General features: G+C 33.8%; 15 protein-coding genes and 2 tRNA genes. 6 read left to right on the top strand and 11 right to left on the bottom strand.

Features of this window, described 5'->3' with window-relative positions; translation table 11 throughout:
• Positions 1–5: 5 nt before the first annotated feature.
• From gspE to DTUR_RS04420, 5 genes are all read right to left on the bottom strand, one after another.
• Positions 6–2621, bottom strand: coding sequence for a type II secretion system ATPase GspE (gene gspE, locus DTUR_RS04440; protein ID WP_012583238.1), 2616 nt, complete (start codon positions 2619–2621; stop codon positions 6–8).
• Position 2622: 1 nt separating this feature from the next.
• Positions 2623–3156 carry a YqeG family HAD IIIA-type phosphatase gene (locus tag DTUR_RS04435; protein ID WP_242603760.1) on the bottom strand — a complete coding sequence of 178 codons (534 nt, stop codon included), beginning with the start codon at positions 3154–3156 and terminating at the stop codon, positions 2623–2625.
• Positions 3153–4247, bottom strand: a complete 1095-nt coding sequence (mltG, locus tag DTUR_RS04430) for an endolytic transglycosylase MltG (protein WP_242603758.1) — start codon at positions 4245–4247, stop codon at positions 3153–3155. Before mltG ends, DTUR_RS04435 begins: the two co-directional genes overlap by 4 nt.
• Entirely contained in the window at positions 4165–4500 is a 336-nt protein-coding gene (locus DTUR_RS04425; protein ID WP_012583235.1) for a DUF1292 domain-containing protein, read from the bottom strand. The genes mltG and DTUR_RS04425 overlap by 83 nt, the downstream gene beginning before the upstream one ends.
• Before the next feature lie 43 nt (positions 4501–4543).
• Positions 4544–4631: transfer RNA gene (locus DTUR_RS04420), tRNA-Leu, on the bottom strand.
• Positions 4632–4741: 110 nt separating this feature from the next.
• Here DTUR_RS04420 and DTUR_RS04415 point away from each other — a divergent pair.
• From DTUR_RS04415 to ftsH, 3 genes are all read left to right on the top strand, one after another.
• Positions 4742–4817 (top strand) — tRNA-Met (locus tag DTUR_RS04415).
• A 109-nt stretch (positions 4818–4926) separates the two neighbouring features.
• Entirely contained in the window at positions 4927–6192 is a 1266-nt protein-coding gene (gene tilS / locus DTUR_RS04410; RefSeq protein ID WP_242603756.1) for a tRNA lysidine(34) synthetase TilS, read from the top strand.
• Positions 6193–6196: 4 nt separating this feature from the next.
• Positions 6197–8020: an ATP-dependent zinc metalloprotease FtsH gene (gene ftsH, locus DTUR_RS04405; protein WP_012583233.1), complete on the top strand. Its 1824-nt coding sequence runs from the start codon at positions 6197–6199 to the stop codon at positions 8018–8020.
• Here the strand turns inward: ftsH and DTUR_RS04400 are convergent.
• The gene (locus DTUR_RS04400; RefSeq protein WP_012583232.1) at positions 8015–8617 is read right to left on the bottom strand and encodes a tetratricopeptide repeat protein; all 603 of its coding nucleotides are present in this window, start codon (positions 8615–8617) and stop codon (positions 8015–8017) included. The genes ftsH and DTUR_RS04400 overlap by 6 nt on opposite strands.
• Before the next feature lie 50 nt (positions 8618–8667).
• On the opposite strand from DTUR_RS04400, the gene DTUR_RS04395 reads away from it, so the two are divergent.
• From DTUR_RS04395 to DTUR_RS04385, 3 genes are all read left to right on the top strand, one after another.
• Entirely contained in the window at positions 8668–9600 is a 933-nt protein-coding gene (locus DTUR_RS04395; protein WP_012583231.1) for a 1-phosphofructokinase family hexose kinase, read from the top strand.
• A gap of 75 nt (positions 9601–9675) precedes the next feature.
• On the top strand, positions 9676–10890 hold the full coding sequence (locus DTUR_RS04390; protein ID WP_012583230.1) for an aminotransferase-like domain-containing protein: 1215 nt from the start codon (positions 9676–9678) through the stop codon (positions 10888–10890).
• The gene (locus DTUR_RS04385) at positions 10887–12077 is read left to right on the top strand and encodes a geranylgeranyl reductase family protein (RefSeq protein ID WP_012583229.1); all 1191 of its coding nucleotides are present in this window, start codon (positions 10887–10889) and stop codon (positions 12075–12077) included. Before DTUR_RS04390 ends, DTUR_RS04385 begins: the two co-directional genes overlap by 4 nt.
• A gap of 59 nt (positions 12078–12136) precedes the next feature.
• On the opposite strand, the gene DTUR_RS04380 is transcribed toward DTUR_RS04385, so the two are convergent.
• The 5 genes from DTUR_RS04380 to DTUR_RS04360 form a co-directional block, all read right to left on the bottom strand.
• On the bottom strand, positions 12137–14221 hold the full coding sequence (locus DTUR_RS04380; RefSeq protein ID WP_012583228.1) for an S-layer homology domain-containing protein: 2085 nt from the start codon (positions 14219–14221) through the stop codon (positions 12137–12139).
• A 212-nt stretch (positions 14222–14433) separates the two neighbouring features.
• Positions 14434–14895 carry a methylglyoxal synthase gene (locus tag DTUR_RS04375; RefSeq protein ID WP_012583226.1) on the bottom strand — a complete coding sequence of 154 codons (462 nt, stop codon included), beginning with the start codon at positions 14893–14895 and terminating at the stop codon, positions 14434–14436.
• Between the two features lie 11 nt (positions 14896–14906).
• On the bottom strand, positions 14907–15770 hold the full coding sequence (gene nikC, locus DTUR_RS04370; RefSeq protein ID WP_012583225.1) for a nickel transporter permease: 864 nt from the start codon (positions 15768–15770) through the stop codon (positions 14907–14909).
• A 9-nt stretch (positions 15771–15779) separates the two neighbouring features.
• Positions 15780–16781, bottom strand: coding sequence for an ABC transporter permease (locus DTUR_RS04365; protein ID WP_012583224.1), 1002 nt, complete (start codon positions 16779–16781; stop codon positions 15780–15782).
• Positions 16782–16830: 49 nt separating this feature from the next.
• Positions 16831–18405: an ABC transporter substrate-binding protein gene (locus tag DTUR_RS04360; protein ID WP_012583223.1), complete on the bottom strand. Its 1575-nt coding sequence runs from the start codon at positions 18403–18405 to the stop codon at positions 16831–16833.
• Positions 18406–18407 lie beyond the last annotated feature (2 nt).

Raw genomic sequence — 18407 nt, 5'->3', positions numbered from 1 at the left:
CCCCTTTAATCTGCAGCAGTAACTCTCATTACCTCTTCAACAGTGGTAATACCCTTTAGAACCTTTTGCATACCATCCTCTCTCAACGTCACCATACCATATTTTCTTGCAACCTCTTTTATAGTTTCTCTTGACGCTTTTTTCAAAACCAACTCTCTTATCTCATCATTCATCAACATAATCTCATGAATAGCGGTCCTTCCTTTATAGCCTTTTCCATTACATTTAGGACACCCTTTACCCTTATAAAAGGTTATGTTAGAAAGGTCAATATCTCCTAAGGTAGCTTTTATGGCTTCTATCTCTTCTTTTGTAGGTTCATAGGGAGCTTTACAGTTTGGACATATAGTCCTTACAAGTCTTTGAGCAACAGCTCCAAGAAGCGAAGAACTAATTAAGAAAGGTTCAATTCCCATATCTATCAATCTTGTTACAGCAGAAGGAGCATCGTTAGTGTGTAAGGTTGAAAGTACCAAGTGACCTGTTAATGCAGCTTGAATAGCAATTCTTGCAGTCTCCTCATCACGGATCTCACCTACAAGCACCACATCAGGGTCTTGTCTTAATATGGATCTTAAAGCTGAAGCAAAAGTAAGTCCTGCTTTGGGATTTACTTGTACTTGATGAATTCCAGGAAGCTGATATTCCACTGGATCTTCTACCGTAATTATGTTTATATCAGGAGAATTTATCATATTTAAAGATGCATAAAGGGTGGTTGACTTACCACTTCCTGTAGGTCCAGTTACTAATATTATTCCATAAGGTGTTTTTAACATCTTCAAATATCTTTCATAATTATGTTCAGAAAATCCTAAGCTCTCAAGAGTCAAAGAAATAGAACCTCTTCCAAGGATTCTCAGCACTACTTTTTCTCCAAAAACCCCAGGAAGCGTGGATACACGAAAATCATACACCTCTCCTCTAATATTTGCTTTTATCCTTCCATCTTGAGGTATTCTTCTTTCAGATATATCCATATCACTCATGATCTTAATTCTTGAAACTATAGCTGCTTGGTATCTTTTCTGAATAAACATTATTTCATGAAGAACACCATCAATTCTGAATCTTACTCTCACATTCTTTTCTGTAGGCTCGATATGTATATCACTGGCTCCTCTCCTTACAGCATCCACAAGAATACTATTTACCAATTTTGCAATAGGACCCTCTTGAGATGATATTTCCTCAAGAGAAACTTCTTGATACTGATTTTCTTCCTCCTCTTTTTGAACAATTATTTCTTCTAAAACTTTTTCCACCTCTTCACTGCCCCATATCTGGTTTATAGCTTCTACAAGCTCATTTCTTGGCACTATAACAGGAAAAACCTCACTCTTTGTAACCATACGTAAATCGTCTAGGGCAAAAATATTGCTTGGATCCACAATTCCTACTATAATTCTCCCATTCTCTCTATACAAGGGAAGAATCAAATTTTCCCTTGCCTTTTGAGGAGAAAGTAACCGGGCAAGGTCATGATCAATTCTTACTTCCCTTAAAGATTTAAAAGGAATATCAAATTGCTCGCTTAAAATCTTAGCAAGTTGAACATCATCAAGGAGTTTCAATTCTAACAAAGCTTCTCCAAGCCTTATACCTTTCTTAGAAGAAAGAGCTAATGCCTCATCTAGCTGTTCTTTTGTTATAAGATTCTTTTCCAGTAAAACCTCTCCTAATAATTTTCTTCTTCCTACCCTTCTTATAGGAGACTTCATAAGTTTTTTATCATCCATTCCTTTCTTTTCAGTAGAGGATAAGCTACTCCTAATACTTTCAATAATCTTATCCGCTAAATCTTTCTCAGTCTTTTTAGAAATCTCCTCTTTCTTTGTTTCTTTCTCTTCCACCCTTTCAACTCTCACACCTTTTTCCTCTGTTTCTTCTATCTTTCCCTCTTCTAAAATTTCAACCCCCTCTATTTGAGATAGTACTTCTGAAATTGATTCTTCTTTCACCTCTATAGTTGGTATAGGCTCTTCCTGTTTAGTTTCCATAACCTCTTCATTATTTACTAAAGAACTACTTGAGCCTTCCTCAAAAATACCTCCTTCAGGGGTTAATTCTTCAATTATTTTATTTAGCTCAGACTCATCCCAATTACCTATCTCAATACCTTTTACCAACCCCTCACCTTCACTATTTTTACTTTCAGTCTTAGTCTCCATATTGCTATTCGTAGATAAAAGATCTAAAGACGTTAAATTTTCATTTTCTTCTAAAGTGATCTTTAATAAATAGGGTTCTACATCATAACCAGTTAGGAGCCTGATATCCTCAATTGCAGTAGGCTTTACGGGAGGAAAGAAACCAACTTTCATGGTTTTTTCTTCAATTTTAAGGGGAACAAAATTATGAAATTTAGTTAAAAACGGAGGGATACTTTTAACCGCCTCTTCATCAGGTTTAAATTCCTTACCTGTAAGTACTTTCCAACCTAATATTTCAGAAAGTAGATCTGTTAACTTTTCCTTAGAGATTAAACCCTCTTCTAATAAAACCTCCTGAAAATCCTTCCCCTTCAAATTAGAAAGAATATTATCCAATATTCCTGAAGGAATAAGATTTCTACTTTTTAAAATCTCTATTAATCTTTCGTTAACATTAATAGAATCCATTTCATTCCCCCTTAGTAATTTCTCCTCTTCTAATCCATAAATCTAAGAGCCAATTTTCTAATTTCCTTACTGTCCACTTTTTTATCCACATCTCGTTTTTATTAATAGGTGCTACTAATATAGTATACATTCCAATTTTGTTACCTCCAAATATATCTGTTAATATTCTATCACCAATAACTAAAGTGGTCTCAGGTTCTGTATCCATCAACTTCATGGCTTTTTTAAAAGATCTAACTCTCGGCTTGAAAGCAGAGCCTAAAGCAGGTAGTTTCATAATTTTTGAAAAATATTTTACCCTTCTATGAGACCAGTTATTTGACAAAATAACCACTTTAAAACCTATATTTTTAATATGATCAATTAGATCCTTAGTTTTAGGATCGAGTTCATTACCATCCCATGGAACTATAGTATTGTCAAGATCAAAAATTATACCTCTATAGCCCCTTTTATATAAATCTTCGAAATTGATATCAAATATGGAGTCAACAAATCTTTTAGGTTTTAATATATCCAACATAGGAAGTCTCATTTTTTAAATTCCTGAGCTTTTAAATGTTCTTCATAAGTTTTGGTAAAGATATGAGTCCCATCTCCTTTTGCCACAAAGAAAAGATAATCCCCTTGAGGATAGAGCACTGCCTTCAAAGAATTTAAAGATGGAGAACAAATAGGAGATGGTGGAAGACCATAATATATGTAGGTATTATAAGGAGAATCAATCTCTAAATCTTTATATAAAAGCACCGACTTTTTAAAATCATAAACGTATTCTACTGTTGCGCAAGACTGAAGTTTATATCCTTTCTTTAAACGATTTAAAAATACACCTGCAATAAGAGGTCTCTCCTGATCAACTTTAGCCTCCTTCTCTACGATTGATGCAAGAATAATCCAATCATTGAAAGATAAATTCAAACTCTTCAACCTCTCTTTGTATTCAGGTATATGAACATTTATCTGATTAAAAAACTCTTTTATAAGGAATTTTATTATGTCTTCTTCTTTTATTCCTTTGTTGAAATAGTAAGTTGAAGGATACAAATATCCCTCTAAGGTTTTTAAAGATTTATATGAGCTAAAATAATTTTTATAATCCTTCATTACACTGTCAATAAAATTTTCATCTTTGCATAAAGTTATAAACTTTTCTTTAGAAAGAGCTAACTTTTCTGAAAATAAATGAGCCATATCTTTTAGACTGCTACCTTCAGGAATTGTTATTTTTACTCTTAACCCCTTCCCCTGGGTAAGTATATCAATTATATCAAACATAGAAAATGAGGGAGATAATATGTAATATCCACTCTTAAGCCCTTTATCTTTCCCCATTAATTTAAGAGTTGCTATAAATACTTCTTTAGACTTTATCAAACTATTATCCAAAAGAATGTCTGCAACTTTATATGCAGAAGAACCTTCCGGAATATATACTTCTATCTCCCTCTCTATTTTACTTTTAGGCGAAGATAGATATAAATATACTAAAAAGCCTATAAAAACTAAGAGAGAGAAAATTAGTAGGAAATATAAAGAAAAATTATTGATCTTCTTCCCAATCTTCTTCCTCTTCCAATTCGTCCTCTTCCCAATCCTCGTCTTCCCACTCTTCCTCTTCCTCAAGTGCTTCAATAACTCTTTCATATTCGTCATCATCTTCTATTTCTTCAAGAGCCTCTATATATAATTCGCCATCTTTCTCTGCAAGCCTGCAGCGAAATATATACACTTCTTCCATATCCTCGGAATCCTTAGGTGTGAGAAGAACATAAGTTTTATCGTCCACTTCCACAAAATCCCTTACCACATACTCGTAAGTATTTCCATCCTCCCCTTCTAAAACAATTATATCTTCTTCGTAATCTTTGTCTGGCATTACTTAACACCTCTTTTACTTAAATATTTAAGAGGGGTTGGAATGGTGCCGGAGGCCGGACTCGAACCGGCACGGGGATTGCTCCCCACTGGATTTTAAGTCCAGTGCGTCTGCCATTCCGCCACTCCGGCGGTAATTCCTAAACCTCTCTTGGTTTAAAAGTTTATCATAAGTTTTATTGTTCGTAAAGTATTGTCTAAAACAAAAATTTTTATTATAATTCAGTTTGAAGAGAAAATTTGGCGGTGTAGCTCAGCGGTTAGAGCACACGGTTCATAACCGTGGTGTCCAGGGTTCGAATCCCTGCACCGCCACCAATAAAAAGTGATTAAAGACATAAATAGTTTAGATTACATTGAAAAAAAAGTCTTAAATTTTACAAGAAGTGAGTCCCTCATATCCTTGGGGGACTCTATTATTTTAAGTGTGTCTGGAGGGAGCGATTCTATAGCCCTCTCTGAAATTTTATATAATTTATCTCCTATTCTTGGTTTAAAATTACATATTGTATACATAGATCATCATGTTCGCAAAAATACTTATAAAGAGAAAGAACTAATAAAAGATTATGCAACCTCAAGAAATATCCCTTATTCTTTTCTTGATATTTATCCAAAAGACTTTACTGAGAAAACCCTAAGGGATGAAAGATATAAAGCGCTTATAAAATTTTCGGAAGAGCTTAACTTTAATAAAATTGCTTTGGGTCATACTTTAGATGATCAGATAGAAACCATTATTATGAATTTCTTTAAAGGCTATGGAATGGAAGGATTGTGTGGAATACCTGTAAAAAGGGATAAATTTATAAGACCTATTATTATTCTTTCCAAAAGTGAAGTCATTGAATACTGCGAAAGGAAGAGCTTAAAATACATTGATGATTTCACAAATCTTCTACCTATAACCTTAAGAAATAGAATCAGACATCAAATAGTTCCCTTTTTGAAAGAGACCATACAGCAATTTCCTCAAAGTGTTATTTCTCAAAGCAAAATACTTTACATTGAAAATGATTTTCTAAAAAACATCTCTCTGGAATATTTCAATAAGTTAAAAGGATCTAATACTATGATAGAGATAGAAAGAGAAGATTGGAATACTATGCATGATGCTATAAAGATTAGAGTTTTAAAAGAGGTATTTAAAGATTTTAATGAAGAATTATCTAACGAAGGAATATTTTATATTCTTAAAGAAGTGTCCGAGATAAAAGAGGGAAAAACTATAAATATAGGAAATGTTGAAATCTATATCTACAATAAAAAAATATATGTTTACAAAAAAGAGAGGAATGAGTTTTTACTGATACTTCCCATACCTGGAAAGATTAATCTCCCAACAGGGGAGGTTATAGAAGCAAAATTGTTGGAAAATAAAAAAACTGAATTTAATTTTAACAACTTATGGCAGGCATATTTTGACTATGATAAAATAAAAGCTAAGGAGTTGATAGTTAGAAACTGGAAAGAAGGAGATAAAATAAAACCTTTTGGGCTTGGCGGAAAGAGTAAAAAAGTACAAGACGTCTTTGTGGACAAAAAAATTCCAAGATGGAAAAGAACAGTTGTTCCCTTGGTACTCTATAAAGATGAAATATTATGGATTCCAGGAATAATAAGATCCGATATTGCTAAAATTACTAATGATACAAAAACAATACTACATTTGAGTCTAAAGAAGGAGGGCTAAATAATTGAACTGGAAAAGTCTGATACAAAGAATTATAATAGTTTTTCTAATTATATTTTTAATATATACTTTTATAAATCCAAATTCTCTTAATCTTAACAATAAGGAAAAACAGATCTCTTACTCAGAATTTCTGAAATATGTTGAAAACAAGGAAGTTTATAAAGTGGAGATAGGAGAAAACGATGCTACAGGTCTTTTTAGAGATGGGACCAAGTTTAAGGTTTATATTCCAAGTCAAGATCCCAATCTTATACCTATCCTTGTAAAAAATGACGTGGAAGTTGAAGTTAGACCACCAGAGACTACTTCTTTTTGGATAAGTTTTCTTTTGGGGTTTGCACCTTACCTTATCCTTATATTCTTCTTCTGGATGATGTTTAGGCAGGTTCAAGGTAGCAATAACCAAGCTTTTTCCTTTGGAAGAAGCAGAGCAAGACTATTTCTTGATAACAGGCCAAAAGTAACTTTCGCAGATGTGGCTGGAGCTGACGAAGCTAAGCAAGAGCTTAAAGAAGTGGTTGACTTTCTTAAGTTTCCTCAAAAATATAGACAATTAGGAGCAAGAATACCAAGAGGAATACTACTCGTAGGACCTCCTGGAACAGGAAAAACTTTACTTGCAAGGGCTGTTGCCGGAGAGGCTAATGTGCCATTCTTCTCCATAAGTGGCTCAGAGTTCGTAGAGATGTTTGTTGGAGTGGGAGCTGCAAGGGTAAGAGATTTATTTACTCAAGCCAAAAAATTAAGCCCTTCAATAATCTTTATTGATGAATTAGATGCTGTGGGAAGACATAGAGGGGCCGGACTTGGTGGAGGCCATGATGAGAGAGAACAGACATTGAACCAACTTCTTGTAGAAATGGATGGCTTTGATGAAAACACTAATGTTATAGTACTTGCAGCCACAAATAGACCTGACATATTAGATCCCGCTCTATTAAGACCAGGGCGTTTTGACCGAAGAGTGATAGTAGATAGACCTGACTTTGAGGGCAGAAAGAAGATATTAGAAGTACATTTAAGAGGAAAGCCTACAGGGAAAGATGTAAACATTGATATAATTGCTAAAAGTACTCCTGGTTTTGTAGGAGCAGATCTTGCTAATTTAGTAAATGAAGCAGCCATTTTAGCTGCGAGAAAAAACAAGCGAGAAATCAATATGGAAGAATTTGAGGAAGCCATTGAAAAAGTCATTGCAGGACCGGAGAAGAAAAATAGGCTCTTGAGACCTCAAGAAAAAGAACTTGTAGCTTTTCATGAATTAGGACATGCTTTAGTTGCAAAATTAACTCCTGATGCCACTCCTGTCCATAAAGTCACTATTATTCCAAGAGGACTTGCCTTAGGATATACTCTTCAACTACCAGAGGAAGATAGATACTTACTAACTAAAAAAGAATTAGAGGCAGAAATTACAGTACTTCTTGGGGGAAGAGCTGCTGAAGAATTAATCTTCGGACAACCCACTTCTGGTGCTGCCGATGATTTAAGAAGAGCCACCGAACTTGCAAGAAAAATGGTTTGTGAATATGGAATGAGTGAAAAATTAAGAAACCTTTCCTTAGGAGAAAACCACTCAGAAATATTCTTAGGAAAAGATTTGATGCAAATCAAAAACTACTCTGAAGATACAGCAAAGATTATTGATGAAGAGATAAAAAGCATAATAGATAAAACGTACAATAAAGCCCTTGATTTACTTAAAAATCATGAAAACACATTAAGAGAGCTTTCCAAAATCCTTATGGAAAAGGAAACTCTTGATGGAAGTGAAATTGATAAATATCTATTTAAAGATACCTCAAAGGTGGAGGAAGCTTTATGAGCTTCCTCCTTTTTTTATTTCCTCTTTCTTATTTCTCAATTCTTGAACCCTATATAAAATTTGCCAATCCTTTGGATCCTTTCTCCTAAATTCGGAGATTTCTTTTTCTGCTTCTTCTACTTTCCCAATTCTTATCAATAACTCAATAAGATTATCTCTTGCAGCACTATTTTCAGGATCTCTTTTCAAAACCTCTCTTAAAATATTCTCAGCAGTATCAAAATTGTCTAATAAAAATTCAACTAATCCCAATCCTCTTAAATACTCAGGATTCTCAGGTTCAATTTCACAAGCCATATTAAAGTATTCTTTAGCCTCACAAAATTTACCTTCTCCTATTAAAAGAAACCCCATAAAGTAATAGTTAAAGGCTTCTTGAGGATTCTGATTAATATTATCCATTACTAAGTTTTTTGCTTTATCAAACTCTTTCACCCAGAAATAAAGATCTGCAAGGGTTATCCTAAGCCATTCCAAGAGTTCGTTATCATCAATTGCTGACAAAATCTCTTCATAGAGAGTTATAGCTTTATAAAGTTTACCTCTTTGTTTAAGGTCATCTGCTTTTCTTAACAAATCAGTAAAGTCTTTTTTCATAGTTAAAAGTATAATATATTTAAAACTAAAATCAAATAAGGAGACGAAAAATGATATTGATAGTCAATATAAATCCCAGTTTAGATGTGATATTCTACACAAAAGGCTTTCACAAAAGTAAGGTAAACAGATCTTATAAGGAAGAAATTGTTCCAGGCGGAAAGGGAATAAATGTGGCAAAAACTTTAAAGGCTTTTGGAGAAGAAGTTAAAGTAATTGGTTTTTGCGGAGGATCAACGGGAATAATCTTAAAAGAAGAACTTAAAAAGAGAAACATTGATTATGAACTTGTGGAGATCAAAGGTAAAACGAGATTTGCCATAGGAATAAAGGAAGATAAGAAGAAAGAATTCACTGTTTTAAATGGATCTGGAGACAAGATAAACGAAGAGGAATGGAATAGTTTTTTTAAAATCTTCAAAGAAAATCTAGAAAACGCTAAAATAGTAATAATTTCAGGAAGTATTCCTCCAGAAACTCCCACAGAAATTTATGCTTTAATGTTAAAGGAGATTAAAAATCCCAAAATACTTAGAGTATTAGATGCAAGAGATAACGTACTAAAAGAAGCTCTAAAAGAATCACCAGATATTGTAAAACCAAATAAAGAAGAAATGGAAAATTTATTAAGCAAAAAATTAAAAAATAAAAATGATTATATTTATGCAATTCGTTATCTCAGAAGTTTCAATATAAAATATCCCCTTATCTCTCTTAGTAAAAAAGGAGCCTTGATTGGAATAGAAGAGGGTATATATAAGGCCACACTGCCTCCTAACGATGGTATCCAATGGGGAACAGGAGACTCATTCTTAGCAGGATTTATCTTTGGTCTCAAAAATTATCAAGATCCCTTTGAGGCAATAAAATTAGCTTGTGCCTCAGGATATGTAAAAACAAAATATCCAGAGATAATAGATAAGCAACAAATTAAGGAAATATTTATTTTAAAAGATAAAGTAAAAGTGAAAAGATTATGTTAAAAAATTTTTAGATAAATCTTGACTTAATGGAATAATTATGCTAATTTTTGTGAAAAAGTTAAGGAGAGTGGGAAAATGGGATATAGAAAATTTTCAAAAAGAATCTCCCAAAGAACCTCTGATGCTATGTCTAAATTTGTATTAGCCCAGGATCCTGAAACTATTTCTTTTGCAGGGGGTCTCCCAGACAACAATCTCTTCCCAGTGGAAGAATTAAAATATGCTTATGAAGAAGTACTGAGAACTGAAGGAAACTGTGCTTTCCAATATTCTTCAACTATGGGGGATTTGAAACTAAGAGAGTTAATTGGAGAGCAATTTTTCAGCAAATGGGGTTTGACCATAAATCCTGAAAATATAATCTTAACAGAAGGATCTCAGCAGGCCTTAGATTTACTTGGAAAATTATTCCTTGATGAAGATGATATTGCATTAATAGAAGAACCAGGATACCTTGGTACTATACAGGCATGGAGCATGTTTACCAGTAGACTTATAGGAATTCCTCAAGATGAATATGGTATCAATACAGACTACTTAGAAGATGTACTGAGAAACTTAGATGAAAGGGTAAAAGTACTTTACATAGTTCCCGATTTTTCTAATCCTGCTGGTACATGCCTTGTCATAGAAAGAAGGAAAAAAATCTTAGAGCTTTCTGAAAAATATGACTTCTTTGTAGTAGAAGACTTGGCATATAGTTTGCTCTCATATGATACTAATACTCTTCCTCCCCTTATTACTATTTCAAAGAGTGAGAAAATCATTACTATAGGAAGCTTTTCAAAAATCTTATCTCCAGGACTTAGAACAGGATTCATCATTGCTAATAGAGAAGTAATTAATGCTCTTATAAGATTGAAAGAAGCCTCTGACCTTTGTTCTGGTACTTTAAATCAAAAAATGATATATCAATATTGGAGATTAGGCTTTCTTGAAAAACATGTGGAAAAACTTAGAAAATCATATAAAGAAAAAAGAGATGCATTGAAAACAGCTTTAGAGAATACATTTAAGACTATTGCCAAATGGAACTATCCTCAGGGAGGCTTTTTCTTTTTCTTAACTTTTCCAGAATGGGTGGATGCATATAAACTTGCAGAGTATGCATTAAATAACAAAACAAGTTTTGTTCCTGGGGAAGAGTTTTTTGTATCTCAAGAGGGAAAAAACACTGCGCGAATATCTTTCTCTCAAGTTCCGGTAGATAAAGTCGAAGAAGGCGTCAAAAGACTCATAAGAGCATGGGAGGAATATAAAGAGAAAGAAAAAGAGAAAATAACTATATGATTTGGGACCTGGTAATTATTGGTGGAGGACCTGTAGGAAGCTTTGCAGGGTATTTAGCAGGAAATCATAATCTAAAAACCCTTATAGTAGAAGAACATAACAAGATAGGTGAACCTCTGCATTGTTTAGGAAAATTAAGTGTACATGCTTTTGAAGAATTTCCTCTTCCTCACGAACCTATAAGAAGCAATTTAAAAGGTGGCTATTTCTTCTTTCCTAATGGAAATTTTATAAAGTTAAAAAAAGCAAATCCTGATTCTTATATTCTTGATCGATCTCTTTTTGATATAATGCTTGCAAAAATGGCTGAAAAAAATGGCTGTACCTTTTTAATGTCAGCAAAAGCTATTGGAATTGAAAAAGAAAATAATAAGACAAAATTAATTGTAGAAGAAAAAGGTAAAAGAAAAGAGATTGAAACAAGAGTAATAATTAACGCTGAAGGAGCCAAAAGACAATTTGCTAAAAAATTAGGTCTTAGAATAAACCCTTATTTAGTATCCCTTCAATACGAGGTTACAGGATTAGAACTTCTCGATAATGAATGCGTTGAAGTTTATCTTGGATTAGAGTATTCTAAAGGATTCTTTCTCTGGATCTCTCCCTATGGAGATATGGCCAAGATCGGAGTTGCTGTAAAACCTTCTGAAAATCCTAAAATATATCTTGACAAATTCATAAATACTCTTAAAAAAACTCGAAATTTAAAACCTGAAATATTAAGAACTTATGGTGGAATTATACCCATTCTTGGTCCTTACGAAGAATATTTATACCCTAATATCATTATTATTGGTGATGCTGCAGGTTATAACAAATCCACCACAGGTGGAGGAATATATTTTGGTCTTTATGGAGCTCAAATAGCTATAGAGCAGGTAAAAAAATACCTTAAAGACAGCAATATTAATCACCTAAAAGTATTTCCTAAACTAACTTATAAAAAATTTGGAAAAGAATTAAAATTTACAAAAATAGCAAGAAAATTCTTAGACCAACTGAGTGATGAGAATTTAAACGAAATATACAAGATAATTAACTCTGAGGAAATTATAAGAACCATTGAGAATTTTGGAGATACTGCATATCAGACATCAATATTGAAAATAGTTCCTAAGTTACTTAAAAATAAAGATTTCTATAGAGTATTGAAATTAACACCAAAACTTTTAGACTCTTTATTTTAAAAAATAAAAGAGGGGAGGAGAGAATTCTCTCCTCCCATAAACTTCTTATTTAACTTCAATTAGAAGGAAACTCCTGTAGAGAATGTTAGGTATTTATCAATAGCATCAAAGTTACCACTAATAAGGTTTCCTAATCCATATAAGTATACTCCAACTGATAGATTAGCGTTAGAAACAGGAGTGTAAACTACTGCTAATTTAGCAGCTGCTGCTCCATTTTCAAGGTTTGTGGCATAGCCTGTTAAGGTAACCTTATCACTTAACTTGAAGGATGCACCAAGCTTTAAAGATACTGTATCCTTTAATTCTCCAGTACCAAGTGCAGAAATATCAGGAACTCCAACTGTAATATCAATTACAGTATTCTTTAACATCGATAATTCTACTCCACCATATACTGAGAATTTTGCATTATTATATGAAGCTCCTGCAAATCCTACTATATCTTTGCTAACTGGCATGCTTAAATCTATACCTAATGGACCTATATCACCTGTTAATACTCCGTATACACTATAGGCTACTTTGTCCATAGAACCAGAAAGGGTAACAGTTAAGTCTACTTCGCTCGCTTTATTTGTGGCTTGTAAATTAAGTTTTGTTGTTCCGAAACCTAAGTTCAAATTATTTAAAGTTACTGCTACAGTACTACTATTTTCTGGCTTTCTTGTGGCTATATTTATACTTGTATCGAACCCTAATGTTACTGTAAAGTTCTTTTCTACAGCTTTCTCAAGATTTGTTACTCTCTCATCTAAAGTAGATAATCTATCTACTGTCTCATCTAATCTTGTGGATACACCATCATTTAGTAGATATAGATCATCCACACTGGTGGATAGAGCATCTAAAGTAGAATTAATATTCTCAATATTAGTATTAATCTCATCAACTTTTGCATTAACATCATCAACTTGAGATTGCAATTCACTTACTACAGTGTTAACATCATCAATTGCAGTAGAAAGTTCACTTAATCTTGAATCTAAATCCATTATGAATGATTTAATTTCATCAAGCTCTGCAGGAACTTCTATGCCTTGTATAGATTCAATCCTTAAAATCAACTGATCAAGTTGATCTTTCAGTGCAAGCACTTCGTCAACTTTTCCAGAAAGATCCACAAGATTTGCATTAAGATCATCTACAGAACTCATAATATCAGAAATTGCACTATCTACATCATCAAGTCTTGTTTCTACAGCTGAGACTCTATCCTCAAGATCAGTTACTCTATTGGTTAAATCTTCAACATCTGGAACTTGAATCTCACTCATCTTCTCCTCAATCATCGCCTGTACTTCATCTAAGGATGGCTTATCTACTAATGCTGCCTCAACATCCGCAAGCCTGGAGTCTAAATCAGTTACAAACCCCTCAAGATCAGTTACTCTATTGGTTAAATCTTCAACATCTGGAACTTGAATCTCACTCATCTTCTCCTCAATCATCGCCTGTACTTCATCTAAGGATGGCTTATCTACTAATGCTGCCTCAACATCCGCAAGCCTGGAGTCTAAATCAGTTACAAACCCCTCAAGATCAGTTACTCTATTGGTTAAATCTTCTAATTTAGATTCTACGAGCTGTTCTAACCTTTCTCCCACCACTGCTTCAATCTGCTCAGGCGTAACTTCTACTTTTTCTATGGATTCTACCTTTGCCTCTAAGTCATCAAGTCTTGCATTTACATCTGATAGTGCTTCATTAATCATATTCTCAACATCTTCTACTCCTACCTTCTCGGTTATTGCTGCCTCTAAGTCAGAAACTCTGGAATCAAGATCTTGCAATGCACTCATTAAATCTTCCACATTTGCGCCAATAAGTTGTAATTCATCCTGAAGTTGAGAAACAAGATCTTTAAGTTCACTAACATCTGCTGCGGGCAAAACAATCTTACCACTCTGTAGAGCTTGTATTAACTTGTAAAGTAATACTGCAACTTGATATCTTGTTACATACAGATCTCCACCAAAGGTATCAGGCTTAATTCCAGTAATTATCCCTAAATCTGTCATGTATTTAACTGCTTCTGCTGCCCAATGATTAGATGGTACATCCTTGAATTTACCTACTTGAGCATAAGAGACACTGAAGATTAAAAACCCCACTAATATTAAGCCTAAAATCCTCCTACTCATACGACCCTCCCATAATAAATTATTTTTTAGAGAGAGCTACCTTTACCCCAAAAGGGATAAAGAGCTTCCTCTCTAAATTCCCAATTAAGACCGGTTAAAGAGGCTAATTTAGAATTTCCCTCTCCACCTCCCTTCATGAAAACTCAATTAAATTATACTTTTAAAATAATTAGATGTCAACATAATGAAATCAATATATTTGTGATAAAATTTTACAAATTTATTTTTCTATGAATGTATCCTTGATAATCAGGAACAAGTCTTACATATTCTGTATTCATCAATGGAGATGAGATAATAAAATCTGCTGTTGCTCTATTTGATGCTATAGGTATATTCCATACTACGGCAATTCTAAGAAGAGCCTTTACGTCAGGATCATGAGGAAGGGGTTCCAATGGATCCCAGAAAAATATAAGGAAATCTATTTCTCCTTCTGCAATCTTTGCTCCAATTTGTTGATCTCCTCCAAGAGGTCCACTATAAAATTTTATCACCTTCAGTCCAAGCTCTCTTTCTATAATATCTCCTGTAGTTCCTGTAGCGTATAAGATATGGTTAGCTAAAGTCCCTTTATTGAATTTTGCCCATTCTAATAATTCTTGTTTTTTATTATCATGGGCTACTAAGGCAATTCTTTTTTGCTTCCCCATAATGATCTCTCTATACCCCATATCTTTGCACCTCATCTATAAGACTTTGGATCAAATACATCCCTTAAAGCATCACCAAAAAGATTAAAAGCAAGAACTAATAACATTATAGCAAGACCTGGAAATACAACAGTCCAAGGAGCAGATCTCAGATATTGCCTTGATTCGGAAAGCATAGCACCCCATTCGGGAGTAGGAGGTTTTGCACCAAGTCCCAAAAAGGAAAGACCTGCCGCTTCAAGAATAGCAGAAGCTATCCCTAAAGTTGCTTGTACAATTATAGGAGCAACAATATTAGGTAAAATATGTTTTAACAAAATTTTTCCTGTACTCACTCCTACAGCTTTTGCTGCAGCAATAAAATCCTTTTCCTTAATTGAAAGAACCGAAGCCCTAACCACTCTTGCAAAGGTTGGTATAGAGACAATACCTACAGCAATCATTGTATTTTCCAACTTAGGACCTAAAACAGCTACAATACCAATAGCAAGCAATATCGTCGGAAAAGCCAGCATTATGTCAATTAATCTCATTATCACAACATCCCATACTCCTCCAAAATATCCTGAGATCAGTCCTAAAAAAACCCCAAAAGATAAAGCAAAAAAGACCGATATAAATCCTATAATAAGAGAGATTCTTGCCCCATAAATTATCCTTGTAAAAATATCTCTTCCTGCGTAGTCGGTTCCAAATAAATGTTTAGAAGATGGAGGAAGCAGTCTCTCGGTTAAATTTTGAGTGTACGGATCATATGGAGTTATAATAGGAGCAAGAATTGCCAAAAAAATAAAAGAAAAAAGCAAAAAACTACCTAAAAGCCCTGTTTTATGCCTCAAAAATTTCTTAAACATTCTTCTTGTGGGTTTTTGACAAAAATTTTCGGTTCTCATCATAAGCTTCTCCTAATAACGTATTCTTGGATCAATAAAAACATAGATAACATCTACTACGAGGTTAATCATCACAAACAAAAAAGCTGATAACAATATGGCTCCTTGAATCAAGGGGTAATCACGGGACATTATAGCATCATATACTAATCTCCCCATCCCAGGCCATGAAAATATAGTTTCTGTCATAATAGCTCCGCCAAGCAAAAAGCCAAATTCTAATCCAATAACTGTAATTATAGGTATAAGAGCATTTCTTAAAGCAGACCTTAGAATAATTTTTCTCTTAGGTAAGCCTTTAGCGTATTCTGCTAAAATATATTCTTGATTTAAAACTTCTAACATACTTGACCTTGTCATTCTTGCAATTGTCGCCATAGGTACTGATGATAACGCAATGCTTGGTAGTATAAGGTGATATAAAGAATTAAAAAAAGCTTTAAAGTTACCTGTCAATATACTATCAACTAAATAAAAATTTGTTATAACATTGAGGTTTATATCCACGTCTAATCTTCCTGAAGGAGGAAACCATCCTAAATAAAGAGATCCGAACCATATTAACATAAGACCCAGCCAAAAAATAGGCATGGAAACTCCAATAAGTGCAAGAAACATTACAAAAGAATCAATAAAAGAACCAGGTTTTAATGATGCTAAAATCCCAAAAAATATGCCAAAAAAAACTGCTATAAACATAGAGAAAAAAGTTAATTCAATGGTAGCAGGAAATCTATTCATAATCTCTTTAATTACCTTTTCCCTTGTTATAATAGACCTTCCAAGATCTCCCTTAGCAATTTGTTTCAAAAAAATTAAATACTGAACTAAAATTGGCTTATTTAAGCCAAGTTCTTCTCTTATTCGTTCGAGTTCCTGAGGAGTTGCTCTTTCTCCTAAAATTATCCTCGCAGGATCTCCTGGTATTAACCTTATTAATATAAAAGAAAAGAAAGAAACTCCAATTACAATAGGAATTAGAAGCAACAATCTTTTTATTATATATTCCCTCATCTACTTTATTACCCCTAAAACATGGGGGAGAGGACTCTCCCCCATAATTTTATTCTTTCCAAACCTTATTAAGTGGTTCACTTCCAGTAGCATGAGGAATATAATTGTGCACAGTTATTTTACCAGCAAGAGGAGGCATCGTATGAGCTAATATTACCCATGGCACATCTCTATGAACTATCTCACAAGCCTTCTCATAAAGTTTAGCTCTTTCCCTTTGATCAGATATGGTTTGAGCCTTGATAAGTATATCATGCAATTCATCGGATCTATAGAAAGCAATATTTCCTGCACTTCCTTTTACAGCATTATCTTTATCTAAAAGAACATAGAAGAAATTATCAGGATCACCATTATCCCCTGTCCACCCTAAAAATGCCATATCATGTTCGCCATTCTCAGTTTTTTGAAGATAAGTTCCCCAATCATATGTCACAATCTCAGCGTCAATACCTACAGCCTTCAAATAACTTTGTACCGCTTCTGCCACCTTCATGGGTTGTGGAATATAGGGTCTGTTAACAGGCATTGCCCACAATGTAGTCTTAAATCCATTAGAATATCCTGCTTCTGCTAACAATTTCTTCGCCATCTTGGGATCATATGGATAATCTTGAATCTTATCATTGTACCCCCATAAGGTAGGAGGAATAGGATTTTTAGCCACCATAGCAAGCCCCTTAGGATAATAAGCATCTATTATGGCTTTTTTATCTATAGCATAATTTATAGCGAGCCTTACCCTTATATCATCAAAAGGTTTTTTATCCATATTCATTGCGATATAGCACACATTTAAACTTGGTCTTATAAAAAGCTGTAAATTTTTATTTTGCTTTACTCTTTCCACATCCTCTGGATTAATACCATCGATGATGTCTACGGTTCCTGCTTCAAGCTCCATAAATCTTGCTGAATTATCTGGAATGGATCTAAATATTATCTTATCTAAGTAAGGAGGACCATCCCAATAATTCTTATTTGCCTCTAAAACAATCTTATCCCCTTTACTCCAAGAGACAAATTTGAATGGTCCAGTACCTACAGGATTTTTGAAGAAATCTTCTTTATACTTCTTAATAGCTGTAGGACTTGCTATTGCAAAACAGGGCATTGCAAGATTAGAGAGAAATGGAGCTAAAGGCTTTGTCAAAGTAATCCTCACAGTATAATCATCTACTACATCTACAGATTTAACTACTCCTGGAAATCCTCCAAACATGTACCCCCAATATTCAAACTCTCCTCCGATATGGTAAGGATTCTTAGGGTCTCTCCATCTGTCAAAATTAAATTTCACCGCCTGAGCATTAAAGGGAGTACCATCATGAAACTTTACCCCTTTTCTAAAATAAAAGGTCCAAACTTTTTGATCTTTTGAAACACTCCATTTAACAGCTAATGAGGGTACTACTTCTGTATTATTGGGTTTATACTTCACCAGGGTATCAAAAATTTGGTGAGTAACTCTCAAAGATTCACCATCAGTAACATTTATTGGATCTAATTTAACCGAGTCTCCTCCTCTCCCAAAAACTAACGTCCCCCCTCTCTTGGGAGTTTGAGAGTGAGCAAAATTTACAAAAAGAACCAAGATCAACAAAAAAATAAGATATTTCCTCATCC

This window comes from Dictyoglomus turgidum DSM 6724, from assembly GCF_000021645.1.
Classification (GTDB): Bacteria; Dictyoglomota; Dictyoglomia; order Dictyoglomales; family Dictyoglomaceae; genus Dictyoglomus; species Dictyoglomus turgidum.
The sequence above is the reverse complement of the archived record's forward strand: the minus strand, read 5'-3'. Positions and strand labels throughout refer to the sequence as shown.